Raw genomic sequence first — 13,183 nt, 5'->3', positions numbered from 1 at the left:
CTCTCCCGCTGGGAGAGGGGTTAGTGGATTTTGAGCGCTTTACCTTTGAACGGCTCGGGCTGGCAGCCGAGGACGGGGTCATAGGTTGCCGAACGGCTGGCGATCAGCGGGACATAGGCGGTCACCGTCTTGGTCGCGGGATCGTCCGAGAGGCGGATCGCCTCCATGCCTGGTTCGAAATCGGCGCGGCAGCTCTTCAGGTCGCGGTTGCCGATATAGCGGCAGGCGCAGGCGACGCGGGCGGCATAGCCGGTACCAAGCTGGAGCTGCGGGGTGAGCGACCGGGCATAGAGCAACGCCGCGACGAGCAGCGCGAGCAGCAACACCCCAAGACCGATCGCGATGCGCCTTGCCTTCATGGGCGTGTACCCTATCGTGGCGGCGATGCTACGCAAGGCCTCCTTTCTCGCGATGGTGCCCATCCTCCTGGGGAGCACCGATGCGCCGCCGCTCGCGTCGACCTTCAGCATCACCGCCTGCCGGGGCGCCGACCTTTCAAAGTCGATGGCACCGATCCGGTTGTTGTTCTCCGACCATCCCGAAACCCGCGCCGTGCTGGTGACGGCGGACGGGTGCCCGGCATTCAAGGCCTATGCGCCGGGCTATTCTGACGGGAACCGCTTCATCAGCTGGTCGATGGCGAAGACAGTGACGGCCATGCTCGTCGGTGCGCTGGTGACAGACGGCCGGCTGAAGCTCGATGCGCCGGCGCCGATCGCCGAATGGCACAAGCCGGGCGACCCTCGCGCTGCGATCACGCTGCGGCATCTGCTGCAGATGTCCTCCGGCCTCCAGCATATCGAAATGGGCGATCCGGTCGAGAAGTCGGATACGAACCAGACCCTGTTCGTCAGCCATACCGGCGCGATGGCGGCGGCGGCGATCGACCATCCGCTCCAGACGAAGCCCGGCACCACATTCCGCTACAGCTCGCTGACCACGATCATCCTTGCCGAGATCGTTGCGCGCACGCTGACCGACAGCCACGATCCGAAGACGCGCGCGACACTCTATACCGACTTTGCGCAGGCCCGGCTGTTCAGGCCGGCCGGCATCACCAGCGCTGTGCTCGAATATGACGGCACGGGGACTCAGATCGGCGGATCGATCCTGCATATGAGCCTCGACGACTGGGGCCGGATCGGCGGTCTGCTGCTCGACGGCAAGGCGGGCGACGGTCGGCAGGTAGTCGACCCGGCGTGGCTGGCCTTCATGAAGACGCCGTCGCCGACCAACGCCGAATATGGCGCGCAGACCTGGCTCAACCGGCCCGGCGGCGCCGAGGGCAAGGCGACGCTGTTCCCCGGCAAGGGCCCGGCGAGCGCGGTCGCGGCTGACGGTCATCTCGGGCAACTGGTGATCGCCAGCCCCGATAGCGGGCCGGGTCGCGGGATCGTGGTGGTGCGTCTTGGCAACACGCCGGACAAACGCAACGCGGCGCTGATGCAGACGCTCGGCGATGTCGTTGCCGGGTTCGACCGGCCGGCAGCCAAGCCGTGAGCGAGGCCCGCGTCCCCATCGCGTAGCCGCGACGATCCGACAAAAGGGCGGAAACGCGCTTTCTTTTTTCTTCCGCTGTTATGTTGGATTTCGGGCCCGGATTCCTGTCTGTTTTACAGGTGCTTGACTGCTGTTTTCCCTGTTATCGAATAACAGCGGAAAATGGGGGGCGAATGCGGGCGAACGCGCATTCTTTTTCCGCTGAGGACGTCGAAAAACCCTCCAACAGATTCCGACAATAAGAAAGAGCGGCCGGGCACCGGCTGGCGCCCGGCCGCTCCTCGCTGCCACGGTCGCGTCGCGATTTGAATCGGTCTCAGGCCTTGCCGGCGCGCAGGAGTTCGACCGCATGATGCGCGCCGCGCGCCGACATCGCCATATAGGTGAGCGACGGATTCTGGCAGCCCGACGAGGCCATGCACGACCCGTCGGTGATGAACAGGTTCGGCACGTCATGCGCCTGGTTGTGCCCGTTGAGCACCGAGGTCTTCGGGTCCTTGCCCATGCGCGCGGTGCCCATTTCGTGGATGCCGAGGCCGAGGCCACCATAATGCTTGTACTGGACGATGTCGGTGCAGCCGGCCATTTCGAGCATCGTCCGGGCATCGGCACTGGCCTGGTCGATCATCTTCCTGTCCTGCGGCCCGAGTTCCACGTCGATATGCGGGATCGGGATGCCCCATTTGTCTGTGCGGGTCGGATGGAGGGTCACGCGGTTCTCCGGACGCGGCATCATTTCGCCGAAGCCGTTCAGGTTGAGCGTCCAGGGCCCTGGTTTACGCAGCCTTGCCTTCAGCGCCGCGCCGGTGCCGGGTTCTCCGATGCCGCGCTGCCAGCCGCTTCGCAGCCCCCGGCCCTGGAAGCCGAAGCCGCGCGTGTACCCGTCGCCCGGCTCGGTCACGTTGCGATAGCGCGGCACGTAGAAGCCATTGGGGCGGCGGCCATGATGATAGATGTCGTCGAAGCCGGGATAGGTCCCACTCGCGCCCATGCCGCTGATATGATCGGTCAGGTTGCGCCCGACCATGTCGGAGCGGTTGGCCAGGCCGGTCGGAAAGGCGTCCGAGGTCGAGGTCAGCAGGATCTGCGCGGTGCCGATGGTGGAGGCACAGAGGAATATCAGCTTTGCTTCGTAAACGGTGCCGGCTTTCGTGTTCTGGTCGATCAAGCGCACGCCCGACGCCTTGCCGGTCTTCGGGTCATGGATGATGCTGTGGGCGATGGCATCGGTGACGATGGTGAGGTTGCCGGTGTTCTTCGCGGCGGGCAGCGTCGCGCTGAGGCTGGAGAAATAGGCGCCATAGGAGCAGCCGCGCTCGCACAGCGACCGGTACTGGCAGGGGCCGCGGCCAAGCGCCTCATGCTCCGGGGTCGGCGCGGTCAGATGCGCGCAGCGGCCGGTGATCAGCCGGCGGGTCGGGAAGGCAGCCTGCATCTTGCGGCCGAATTCCGCCTCGACCGGGGTCAGCGCCATGGGGGGAAGATATTTGCCGTCGGGCAATTGCGGGAGACCCTCGGCCGAGCCCGAGATGCCGGCGAAGGTTTCCACATGATCGTACCACGGTGCCATGTCGGCATAACGGATCGGCCAGTCGGTGCCGTAGCCGTCCTTCGCGTTGGATTCGAAATCCATCTCGCTCAGCCGATAGGATTGCCGCGCCCACATCAGCGAGCGGCCGCCGAGATGATAGCCGCGAATCCAGTAGAAGGGCTTGTCCTCCGGCGTCGAATAGGGGTGGTCGCTGTCCTTCGCCCAGAAATGCTTGTTGGCGGCGGAGAAGGCGTAGCATTTGCTCTGCACCTCATAATCCGCCTCGATCTCGGCCTCCGAGACCTGGCCGTAATTGTCGATCTCCCAGGGCGAGAGCGAGTCGGTATAGTCGCTGCCATGCTCGATATGCCGGCCGCGCTCGATGACCAGCGTCTTGAGCCCGCGTTCGGTCAATTCCTTCGCGGCCCAGCCGCCGCTCATCCCCGATCCGATGACGATCGCGTCGAAGCTCATGCTCATTCCCCGATGATGTTGGTCAGACTGCCCAGGCGCGCGTGTCGGGCCCCATCTTCATGCCCGGTTCCCAGACCCCCGGGGACAATTCGTACCGAAGCTCCCGCGTCGCGCCGGCCTCCGACAGATAATAGCCGGTCAGGGCGAGATTCCTGAAGCGGCGCCAGGCCTGGTCCTTCGCCGCGAAGGCGGCGGCGTCGAAGGCGGCGAGCCTTGTGTCGCGCTGACCGGTGCTCAGCGCAGCGAAGCCCTTGCCGGTCGCGGCGCGGGCCTCGGCATCGATCTTCGCCAGCACGGCGCGGAAGCCGGCGGCGGTGCCCGGCGCGGCCCAGTTGCTCATCATCGCGTCGATGAAGCCGGGCACGCCGGCCTCGATCGCGCCGGGTGTGTCGGTGCGCGGGATCAGCGCGCCGCAGACGGCATCGAGCAGGGCGCGCTCGGCCGGCGTGAAAAAGGCTTTGGTGGGAGCGATCGCAACAGCGAGGTCGGGCAGGCCGGCAAGGGTGCCGCCGACCAGCAGGATCGCGCTTCGCAGGAGTGCCCGGCGATCGAACGCTCGGCTTTCGGCCGTCTCCATCATCCTCTCCATCATCCTCTCATCGCATCAGAGCGCTTGTGCGCTTCCCGCTTGCACGCCAGACTGCCGGGCGGGGCGGGGCTTGTCCAGCCCTTCGCGTTACCGGTATCACGCACAGGCGTGGACCGTGGGGAGGATCGACGATGAGATATCTGCTTCGCCTGCTGGCGATCCTGGCCGGTGCCATGACCCTGATGGGCGGCGCTGCCTGGGCGAAGGACGCGCCGCGCGTCCTGATCTTTTCCTATTCGACCGGCTATCGCCACGCCTCGATCGAGCCGGGCGTCGTCGCGCTGCAGGCGCTGGGCAAGAAGATGGGCGTGACGATGATCGCGAGCGCCGATCCGGCGGTGTTCAGCAATGACGGGCTGAAGGACGTGGCGGCGATCATCCTGCTCAGCAACACCAGCAAGCATGACGATCCGACCTCGGAATGGCTGACCGGCACGCGGCGCGACGCGTTCCAGGCCTTCGTCCATCGCGGGGGTGGGGTCGTCGGCATCCATGCCGCGGCGGATTCGCACTATAGCTGGCCATGGTACGGCAAGCTGTTCGGTGCCCGCTTCATCCGCCACCCCAAGGGAACGCCCGAAGGGGTGGTGACGCTGGCCGACCTGAAGCATCCGGCGAACAAGGGGCTGGCACCGGTCAGCCGGCATGCCGACGAATGGTATTATTTCGACGATTACGATCCGCGGATGCACCTGCTCTCGACGGTCGATCCGGCGTCGATCGGCGAGCCCGACGCCAATCCCAATCCGGTGTCCTGGGTGCACGAATTCGAGGGCGGACGCGTATTCTACACCGCGATGGGACACACGGTGGAGGCGTATCAGGACCCGTGGTTCCTGAGGCAGGTGGAGAATGGGGTGAACTGGGTGTTGAAGCGCCAGGGCTGATGACGGGGGCCGGCAATAGCGTCTCCCCCTCATTTCTCCTTAGCTCAAAACCTGATCCCGCAGTCGGATCGCATCCAGCACCCGCCTGAAGGCAGCGATCAGATCGTCAGCATCCTCCACGCCGATCGTGTTGCGCATCAGCCGGATGGTGTTGTCGGGTTGGCCGGGCACCTGAACAGGTTGGCCTCTGCGAATGGGTTGGCTATGGCGGCTTCGTGATTGACCGTCTCGCTGCCGATATGAGCGTCGAACAACGACTCATCGGCAGGATCGCCGGAACGAACTGGTCGATAGGCGCGAACCGTCACTGGCCGGCCGAATGGTTTGTCGACCTGGATCACAAGGCGCTGCATCACTGGGCATGGCAATATAAACTCCGCCCGATGACGGCGATGGCCTTGCGCGCGGCAGGGTGGCCGGACGTCGACGCCTCCCAGCGCGCGGCTTATGAGGAAGCCGAGCGGCTTTGCATCGTCCGCGCTATCGAACAACTCAGGCTGCTTCGCGAAATCTCCCGACGTGCCGCGCAGCAAGGCCTCGACCTGATCGTGCTCAAGGGGGTTTGCCTCTCGGTCCAGCTATATGGCGACCCGTTGATCCGCGAGGCGCATGACCTTGACTTGCTGGTCGATCCGCAATCGGCGGACAGGCTCGATCGGCTGCTGCGCGATCTGGGATGCGAGGCGCCCGCTATCCCCGCGCACCTCACCGAACGCCAGCGCAGCGTGCGTGCGCGCTTCACGCATGAGGAGAAATTCGTCCATCCAGCGAGCGGGATCACCATCGAGCGGCATCACAAATTGTCCGCGAATACCGCAATCGTCGAGGCCGATTTCGCGTCTCTGTGGCAGCGCCGCGGCACGGTGGCGATGGGCGATTTCACCGTCTCGACGCTCGGTGGCGCTGATCTGCCTTATTATCTCGGCGTGCATGCCGCACGGCATGGCTGGGAGCGCTGGAAATGGGCCGCCGACCTGGCAATGCTGCTGGGCCGGGCCGACGCCGCGCAGATCGAAGCGCTCCGCGCCACGGCGCGCCGCATGGGCACGACCAGCTTGGTGCATAGCTGGATCCTGCTGATCGAGGCTATTGCGGCCGGCATGCCGGCCGCGCTGGTGGAGGAAGCCGGCAAGGATCGCCATGGCGTGCGGCTGGCTGACATGGCACTGGCGATCAGCACTGCGCGGCAGAGCCGGGAGACCATCCAGGCAGCGGGCAATGCGCTGCGCCCGACGCTCTACCGCCTGCTGCTCAAGCGCCGGCCGCGCTATGTCGCGATCGAACTCGGCCGGCTCTTCTACCGGGAGAAGGATTGGCGGGACTGGAACATGCCGGACGTCATGATCCCGTTTCTGTTCGTGCGACGGCCGGTGGCCTATCTCTTCCGCAAGATCGGCAATGCGGCGCGGGCGTCGAACGGACGAGGCGAAGCATGACCAGTCATGAATGGCGCGCTTTCTTCCAGCCGCATGTGCTCGCGCGGTCGTGCGACGCCGTCCATGCGTATCGCCGTCCGCGCGCCGCGCATTGCGGTAACCATGATAACGGGTTTGGTCACAGTGGCTGTGCCCGACCTTCATCATTTCCCGCATTTGCAAACCTGTCCTGTTGTTCTACCGCGACGCTCCCTTGCCAGCAGTGAATCGAACCTTGACCGACATCTGCGGCGTTGCGCGCGCGCGGCCCCTGGCGATCGCCGCCGGCGCGCTGTTTGCCCTGTTCGTTCAGTGGTGGATGCAGCGCCATCTGGGGCCCGGCACGACGATCCTGGGCAAGGCCGGAATGGTGCCGTTCGCGTTGGTGGCGATGATCGCGGCAATCGTCGCCCTTCGCCCTGGTGCCGGCCTGTCGCGCTTCGCCCACGGCGCGGTTCTGCTCCTCCTGTTCGTGGGCGTATTGCTCGCCGGATTGCAGGTCGCGTTCGAGCATCGCTGGCTGGACGCGCCCGGCTGGTGCGGCGTCGCGACGGACAATGCCGAGATCAGCGCCGCCTTGGGTAAGCATCGCGCGCGGTGCGACGTTGCGGGCTTCACTCTGTTCGGCGTGTCGATCGCTGGCTGGTCAGCCTTGATGGCGCTCGGCCTGCTCGCACTGAGCATCGGCTGGCCCTGGCAGGGACGGGCGGCAACCACGCCACCGGCGTTTCCGCGCGGCACGCGCCTGCTGGCCTGCGCGGCCTTGCTGGTGGCGATCCTGCCGGTCGCGCTGATCGCGCGGTCCCGTCCTGTCACCACGGTGTCGCTCCCCCCGATCACCGCGAACGACCGCACCCTGGGATCTGACAAGGCGCCGATCCTGCTGGTCGAATATATCTCGCTCACTTGTCCGCATTGCGCCCAATGGTCGGCCAGGGTGTTCCCCGCGTTCCGCGACAAATGGGTGGCGACCGGCCAGGTACGCTATGTCGTGCGCGATTATCCGCTCGACGCACAGGCGCTCACCGCGGGGATGCTGGCGCGCTGCGCGCCCGCGTCGCGGTATATCGATGTAATCAGGGCGATGCTCGCGGCGCAGACCAGTTGGGTCGGCGCCAAGGATCCCGTGCCGCGCCTGGCCGCGCTCGCCGGGCTCGATCCACAGCAAGCGCGGCATTGCCTGGCCGACACCGCGCTGCGCACCATGATGCTGACCTCGCGCCTGAATGCCGAGCAGGCCGGCGTGGCGGGCATCCCCGCGCTGGTCATCGACGGGCGCCGCGTTCCCGCCAGCCCCGAATTCGACATCCTGGATGCGCAACTGCGCCAGGAAAAAGCGCAACGGTGACGACATGACCGGACAGCATCATCATTATATGATCCATGGGCTGGCGGTGCGATCGTCGTTCCGCTTCGACGGCGTGGTCGAGCGCGATTCCGGCCCCGTTCCCGACCCGGTGATCGTCGAGCTTGGCGAGGTGCCGGAGCGGATCGCCGCGCCCGATATCGACGAGCCGATGCGCCAGTTCGCCGCCAATGCCTATCTGCGCGAGATTCCCGGCATCGCCCGGCTGTGGATTACCGATGGCCGCCGAATCGTGGTGCGGCCCGATCCCGACCATGATCGCGGCGCACTGGTCAACATCATCACCAATCTCGGCCTGTCGATGATCGGGTTTCAGCGCGGCTATCTGCCACTGCACGCAGCGACCATCGCGGTGGGTGGCAATGCCGTCGGGTTCGCGGGTGCCTCCGGCGCGGGCAAATCGACCCTGGCGGCGGCGCTGGCGCTGCGCGACTATGCCTGGCACGGCGACGATCTCTGCCTCGCCCGTATCGAGGGCCCAACGGGCATGCGCGTCGGCCGCGGCCCCGATTATCTCCGTTTGCGCGACGATGCAGCCGCACATCTGGGGTCCGCCTATCACCTCCGCGCCGGCACGCGGCAAGCCGATGGCAAGAGCAGCTTCCGCCCCGTGCCCGCCGATGCGGGAACCGACCTCCCGCTGCGCCGGCTCTATCTGCCGCGCCGGCTCGCGTCCGGTGCGGAGCCGCGGATCCAGCGGATTGCGCCAGTCGACGCGCTCGCCCCGCTGGTTGATGCCGTGCGCCTGACCGCGTCGATGCTCACCGCCGGGCTCGCCGATCGCAGCTTCCGGATAATGGTGGAGCTGGCCAACCGTGTTGAGCTCTACTGGTTCGACCGGCCCTGGACGCTGGACAAGTTTGACGCCGCGCTCGACTTGCTCGAAGGGCATCTGGCAACCCTTATTCCCGCGCCGATCGAGACTCCATGACGCACACCATTTCACCCGGCGACCGTGTATCCCGCCGTCACGGCATGCTTACCGCCACGCTGGGCAGCGGGATCGCGATCCTCGATGTGCCGGGTGACCGCTACCTGTCGTTAAACGAGTCGGCGGCGGTCGCGTGGGAGTTGCTCGATGAACCCCGCACCGTCGACGAGATGGTGACGGCGTTGCGCGCCGAATTCGAGGTGGACGAGGCGATTTGCCGCGAGCAGGTGACCAGCCTTTTTCAGAATTGGCTGAAGGACGACCTGATCGACATCGAGAATGACTAGCCGGGCAGGCCGCGGATCGGACGGAGCGGCACCCTACCACGCATGACGGCGATCGCGGGAATGGCCGATTGGCGCGGCGCCCCGACGGGCGAGATTGTCGCGCGCGCCACCGCGATGCTCGCGCGGCATGGGCGCGATGGCGAGGAACTGTGGGATGGCGGATCGGTCTCGTTCGGCCGCCGCGCGACCTTGCTGTTCGCTGAGGACGATTCCGATCGCCAGCCGCGTATCAGTGCCGATGGCCGCTATGTGCTGGTGGCCGATGTCCGTCTCGACAATCGCGCCGAGCTGCAGCGCGCGCTCGCGCTCGATGCCGGTGCCTCGGGCTGCTCTGACAGCTGGTTCCTGCTGGCCGCATGGGAGCGCTGGCAGGCCCGCTGCCTCGACCATCTGACCGGCGCCTTCGCCTTTGCGGTATGGGATCGCACCGAGCGCCGGTTGTTTCTCGCCCGCGACCATCTCGGTACTCGCCCGCTCTTTTTCTGGCATGGCCAGGGCCGTTGCCTGTTCGCGACAATGGCCTCCGCCCTCTATGCGCTGCCCGACATTCCCCGCGCGCTCGACCATCACCATCTGATCGCGATCACCGCCTCGCTGCCGCGCCAGCCGACCAGCAGCGCTTTCCAGGGTGTTCACCGCGTGCCCGCCGGCGGATCGGTGACGGTCACGGCGGATGCGTGGCGCGCAGAGCGTTATTGGCAGCCGGAGAACCTGCCGGCGCGAACCTTCCCGCGCGACGAGGACTATGTCGAGGCGTTCCGCGAGGTCTTCGACCAGGCCGTGACGGCGTGCATGCGCGGTATCCACCCGGTCGGCAGTCACTTGAGCGCGGGCTGGGACAGTTCGACCGTCACGGCCACCGCGGCGCGTCTGCTGGCGGCGCGGGGCGAGCGCCTGACCGCCTTCACGGCCGTGCCGCCGCCGGGCTGGACCGGGCCCTCGGTCGACCGCGAGCTGGGCGATGAAGGCCCGCTCGCCACGCTGGTCGCCAGCCGCTTCCCAAATGTCGAGCATGTGCTCGTGAACTGGCCCGAGCGCTGGGATCTGAACGCGCTCGACCGGTATGCGCGCGATTATGAACAACCGCGCGGCGATGTGAACAATGCCGGCTGGTGGGAGGAACTGCACGACCAGGCCCGGCAGCGTGGCATCCGCGTGATGCTGGCGGGGGGCATGGGCAACCAGACCATCAGCTATGACGGGATGATGCTGTTGCCGGCGCTCCTCCGCCGCTTCGACTGGGTCGGCTTTGCGCGGCACGTGCCGGGCCTGCGTGCGGGCGGCATGACGCGACTGGCGCTGCTGCGCCTGATCCTAGACCCCTATGTGAATTTGGAAATGCGCCAATATGTGCTGCGTAGATTCGGGCGCAGCGACATGGCATTGGCGCGTCTCTGGCCGATCAAGCCGTCCGCGGTTGCCGAGTACAAGCTGGAACAAGTGCTCAGGAGCCCGGCGGTGCGGACCTTCGCCACTCAATCCGCAAGCCGGCGTGACCTGTGCCTGCGCATGGCGCGCTACGATGCGTCCTGGGTCACGGGCGGCATGCTGGCCGCGCACGACATCGATTTGCGCGATCCTACCGCCGACCGTCGGCTGATGGAATTCTGCTTTGCGATCCCCGAGGAGCAATTTCTCAACCGCGGCCGCAAGCGCTGGCTGCTGCGTCGCGCCATGCAGGGCATCCTGCCGCCCGAACTGCTGGCCGAGCGTCGACGTGGGCGCCAGGCGGCGAACTGGTGCCACGCAGCCAATGCCGCACGGAGCGATATCGCCGACGAGCTCGACAGGCTGGTCGATCATCCCGATGCGGCGCCATTTATCGATCTTGACCGGCTCCGCGCCGGCGCAAGCCGGGAAGAATGGCCAGTGGACACGATCGTGACCGATCGGCTGCTGGCGGAACGTCAGGGGCTCACGCTGCAGACGCTGGCCATGGGCCGCTTCATGCGGCGTTTCGATGGCGCGAATGATTAGGGCGCGCGAATGATCGGTGCCTGTTTCAGCAAAGCTGAAACGGTGGCGGTGCCGGCCCGCTCCCGGCCACCCGGCGGCAGCACTCTATGGGTGGCGGGGTGGAGGAGTGGGCTGGTACCGGTCCAGCGGAGCTGGAAACAACTCTAGGTCCGAGTCAACGAACCAGAAAATTCAGCAATCGCTGAAAGAGAACCCGTCGTTGCGAACGCAGATGTTCGCGGTATTCGCGGTCTCCCGAATATCGAGCGTATGATATGCCGGCTCGATCCAGGCCTTGCGCACGAGGTTGATATCGAATTTGTCAGAGACGGTCCCGGTCGGAATCTTGGTATCGGACATATCGCATCCATCTATTGTTTAAGAAAAGCCGTGGGTCGTTTGAATATAAAAGTCAGTCACGGCCAAGTGTGCTATTAACTTTGCGGGGTTGATATACTATATGCGGTTGGCGCTATAGGATATAGGTAGGCCCGCTGGAAGCCCTTTTTTCATATATTGCCCTTGATGATTGTACGAATCATACTTGTATGCAAGTTATAACGCGCGGGGCGATTCGCATCATGTGGCCAGTCGGCTTAAAAAAGGGTGCTGTCGGCGAGGACTGAACTCACGACCTCAGCCTTATCAACGACAGGCTTTTGACAATGACGGCTTTCCCATGCAGCGCATCAGGTGGCTGCATGGCTGAAATCGCCCAACTATGGTCTTGGCAGCAATTGCCGTCCGGTATCACCATAGCCCGGATTTGCTCCGGCGCCCACCGCTCCGCAGGCGGAGCAGTGGACACCCGAACAAGCCTGTCCCGAACTCGTCGAGAGTTCCGGTATCACGGAAGAGGGGGTCAGATCGCGTCCAGCGCCTGCTTGAAGTCAGCGATCAGATCGTCGGCATCCTCCACGCCGATCGAGATACGCACCAGATTGTCGGTGATGCCCAGCGCCTGCTTGCGCGCATCGGGCACCGAAAGATGAGTCATCGCCGCCGGGTGGCTGGCCAGCGTCTCGGTGCCGCCCAGGCTGACCGCGAGCTTGGCGATCTTCAGCGCATCGAGGAAGGCGAACGCTTCCTTCTCGCCGCCCTTCACGATCAGCGAGAAGGTCGATCCCGCGCCGGTGCAGTGGCGGCGATAGATATCGGCCTGGCGCTCCATGCCCGGCGTGTCCTCGAGGAAGCCGAGATAGCCGACCCGCTCCACCTTGGGATGGCTGCGCAGGAACTCGCACACCTTCACCGCATTCTCGCCAGCGCGGCTCATGCGCAGTTCGAGCGTCTCGAGGCTGCGCATCAGCATCCACGCGGTATGCGGGTCGCAGATCGTGCCGATCGTGTTGCGCATCAGCCGGATGGTGTTGATGTGCTCCTTCGATCCCAGCACGCCGCCCGCGACGAGATCGCTGTGGCCGCCGGCATATTTGGTCAGCGAATAGACGACGATGTCGGCGCCATGCTCGAGCGGCTTGAGCCAGAGCGGGCCGAGGAACGTGTTGTCGATCGCGATCGGCGGCTTTTCCGCTGCGTTCTTGAAGATCGCGTCGCGGCTGGCGGCGACCGCCTGGATGTCGACCAGCGCGTTGGTCGGGTTGGCCGGGCTTTCGAGATAGATCAGCGCGACCCGGCCGCTCGCCGCCTTGCCCAGCACCGCGTCGATCTCCTCGCGGGTCGCGCCCGCCGGGAAGTCGAGCCAGTGAACGCCGAACCGGCCGAGGATACGCGCGATCAGCGTCTCGGTCGCGGCATAGAGCGGGCCCGAATGGACGATCGTGTCGCCCGGCTTGACCATCGACAGGAACAGGGTGGCGATCGCCGACATGCCCGAGGAAAAGGCGAGGGCATCCTCGGCATCTTCCCAGATGCCGAGACGGTCCTCGAGGATCTCCTGGTTCGGCCCGTTGAAGCGGGAATAGACCAGGCCCTCGGCGCCGCCCGGGCGCTTGCCGGTCACGCCCTCGAAATGGCGCTTGCCCGCCGCGGCATTGGGGAAGACGAAGGTCGACGTCAGGAAGATCGGCGGCTTCAGCGACCCTTCCGACAGCATCGGATCATAGCCATGGCCCATCATCAGCGTCGATGGCTTCAGCTTGCGGTCGCCGATCTTCTCGATCGGCGGCTTGGGCTTGGTGCGCGGCGCGACGCCGGTCAGATCGGCTTCGTCTTCGTTCTTGATCGCCATGGATACGTCCTGGGAGAGAGGGGGTGCGCCGTCCTAGCGCGAGATAGTCACACTTG

At 65.6% G+C, this 13,183-nt stretch carries 13 protein-coding genes; 7 read left to right on the top strand and 6 right to left on the bottom strand.

All coding sequences use genetic code 11. The features are described 5' to 3' along the window. Positions 1 to 20: 20 nt before the first annotated feature. Positions 21 to 359 (bottom strand): hypothetical protein, encoded by a 339-nt coding sequence (locus P0Y59_17360; protein ID WEJ98698.1) that lies wholly within the window; start codon positions 357 to 359, stop codon positions 21 to 23. A 25-nt stretch (positions 360 to 384) separates the two neighbouring features. On the opposite strand from P0Y59_17360, the gene P0Y59_17355 reads away from it, so the two are divergent. After that, positions 385 to 1,500: a serine hydrolase gene (locus P0Y59_17355; GenBank protein ID WEJ98697.1), complete on the top strand. Its 1,116-nt coding sequence runs from the start codon at positions 385 to 387 to the stop codon at positions 1,498 to 1,500. Positions 1,501 to 1,816: 316 nt separating this feature from the next. Here the strand turns inward: P0Y59_17355 and P0Y59_17350 are convergent, their stop codons facing one another. Next, on the bottom strand, positions 1,817 to 3,511 hold the full coding sequence (locus tag P0Y59_17350; protein ID WEJ98696.1) for a GMC family oxidoreductase: 1,695 nt from the start codon (positions 3,509 to 3,511) through the stop codon (positions 1,817 to 1,819). Positions 3,512 to 3,527: 16 nt separating this feature from the next. After that, a complete protein-coding gene (locus P0Y59_17345; GenBank protein ID WEJ98695.1) occupies positions 3,528 to 4,082 on the bottom strand; it encodes a gluconate 2-dehydrogenase subunit 3 family protein in 555 nt (184 codons plus the stop codon). Positions 4,083 to 4,225: 143 nt separating this feature from the next. Here P0Y59_17345 and P0Y59_17340 point away from each other — a divergent pair, with 143 nt between their 5' ends. Then, entirely contained in the window at positions 4,226 to 4,981 is a 756-nt protein-coding gene (locus P0Y59_17340) for a ThuA domain-containing protein (GenBank protein ID WEJ98694.1), read from the top strand. 39 nt (positions 4,982 to 5,020) lie between these two features. Here the strand turns inward: P0Y59_17340 and P0Y59_17335 are convergent, their stop codons facing one another. After that, positions 5,021 to 5,152 (bottom strand): hypothetical protein, encoded by a 132-nt coding sequence (locus P0Y59_17335; GenBank protein ID WEJ98693.1) that lies wholly within the window; start codon positions 5,150 to 5,152, stop codon positions 5,021 to 5,023. Positions 5,153 to 5,196: 44 nt separating this feature from the next. Between P0Y59_17335 and P0Y59_17330 the strand changes: the two genes are divergently transcribed. The 5 genes from P0Y59_17330 (at position 5,197) to P0Y59_17310 (ending at position 10,957) form a co-directional block, all read left to right on the top strand. Next, positions 5,197 to 6,417, top strand: coding sequence for a nucleotidyltransferase family protein (locus P0Y59_17330; GenBank protein ID WEJ98692.1), 1,221 nt, complete (start codon positions 5,197 to 5,199; stop codon positions 6,415 to 6,417). Positions 6,418 to 6,631: 214 nt separating this feature from the next. Next, positions 6,632 to 7,744 carry a thioredoxin domain-containing protein gene (locus tag P0Y59_17325; protein ID WEJ98691.1) on the top strand — a complete coding sequence of 371 codons (1,113 nt, stop codon included), beginning with the start codon at positions 6,632 to 6,634 and terminating at the stop codon, positions 7,742 to 7,744. Positions 7,745 to 7,748: 4 nt separating this feature from the next. Then, positions 7,749 to 8,693 carry a hypothetical protein gene (locus P0Y59_17320; protein WEJ98690.1) on the top strand — a complete coding sequence of 315 codons (945 nt, stop codon included), beginning with the start codon at positions 7,749 to 7,751 and terminating at the stop codon, positions 8,691 to 8,693. Then, positions 8,690 to 8,980 carry a PqqD family protein gene (locus P0Y59_17315; protein ID WEJ98689.1) on the top strand — a complete coding sequence of 97 codons (291 nt, stop codon included), beginning with the start codon at positions 8,690 to 8,692 and terminating at the stop codon, positions 8,978 to 8,980. Before P0Y59_17320 ends, P0Y59_17315 begins: the two co-directional genes overlap by 4 nt. Positions 8,981 to 9,022: 42 nt before the next feature. Then, positions 9,023 to 10,957, top strand: coding sequence for an asparagine synthase-related protein (locus tag P0Y59_17310; GenBank protein WEJ98688.1), 1,935 nt, complete (start codon positions 9,023 to 9,025; stop codon positions 10,955 to 10,957). A gap of 171 nt (positions 10,958 to 11,128) precedes the next feature. Here the strand turns inward: P0Y59_17310 and P0Y59_17305 are convergent, their stop codons facing one another. Beyond that, entirely contained in the window at positions 11,129 to 11,296 is a 168-nt protein-coding gene (locus tag P0Y59_17305) for a hypothetical protein (GenBank protein ID WEJ98687.1), read from the bottom strand. A gap of 502 nt (positions 11,297 to 11,798) precedes the next feature. Then, entirely contained in the window at positions 11,799 to 13,127 is a 1,329-nt protein-coding gene (locus P0Y59_17300; GenBank protein ID WEJ98686.1) for a cystathionine gamma-synthase family protein, read from the bottom strand. Positions 13,128 to 13,183 lie beyond the last annotated feature (56 nt).

The sequence above is a fragment of the Candidatus Sphingomonas phytovorans genome, from assembly GCA_029202385.1.
Taxonomy (GTDB): domain Bacteria; phylum Pseudomonadota; class Alphaproteobacteria; order Sphingomonadales; family Sphingomonadaceae; genus Sphingomonas; species Sphingomonas phytovorans.
This window is presented reverse-complemented; position numbering and strand designations above follow the sequence as displayed.

Excerpts from the sequence above, each read along its gene's own strand:
- P0Y59_17360 (WEJ98698.1), bottom strand. The coding sequence starts at position 359 with ATGAAGGCAAGGCGCATCGCGATCGGTCTTGGGGTGTTGCTGCTCGCG.
- P0Y59_17355 (WEJ98697.1), top strand. The coding sequence starts at position 385 with ATGCTACGCAAGGCCTCCTTTCTCGCGATGGTGCCCATCCTCCTGGGG.
- P0Y59_17350 (WEJ98696.1), bottom strand. The coding sequence starts at position 3,511 with ATGAGCATGAGCTTCGACGCGATCGTCATCGGATCGGGGATGAGCGGC.
- P0Y59_17345 (WEJ98695.1), bottom strand. The coding sequence starts at position 4,082 with ATGGAGACGGCCGAAAGCCGAGCGTTCGATCGCCGGGCACTCCTGCGA.
- P0Y59_17340 (WEJ98694.1), top strand. The coding sequence starts at position 4,226 with ATGAGATATCTGCTTCGCCTGCTGGCGATCCTGGCCGGTGCCATGACC.
- P0Y59_17320 (WEJ98690.1), top strand. The coding sequence starts at position 7,749 with ATGACCGGACAGCATCATCATTATATGATCCATGGGCTGGCGGTGCGA.
- P0Y59_17315 (WEJ98689.1), top strand. The coding sequence starts at position 8,690 with ATGACGCACACCATTTCACCCGGCGACCGTGTATCCCGCCGTCACGGC.
- P0Y59_17310 (WEJ98688.1), top strand. The coding sequence starts at position 9,023 with ATGACGGCGATCGCGGGAATGGCCGATTGGCGCGGCGCCCCGACGGGC.
- P0Y59_17305 (WEJ98687.1), bottom strand. The coding sequence starts at position 11,296 with ATGTCCGATACCAAGATTCCGACCGGGACCGTCTCTGACAAATTCGAT.
- P0Y59_17300 (WEJ98686.1), bottom strand. The coding sequence starts at position 13,127 with ATGGCGATCAAGAACGAAGACGAAGCCGATCTGACCGGCGTCGCGCCG.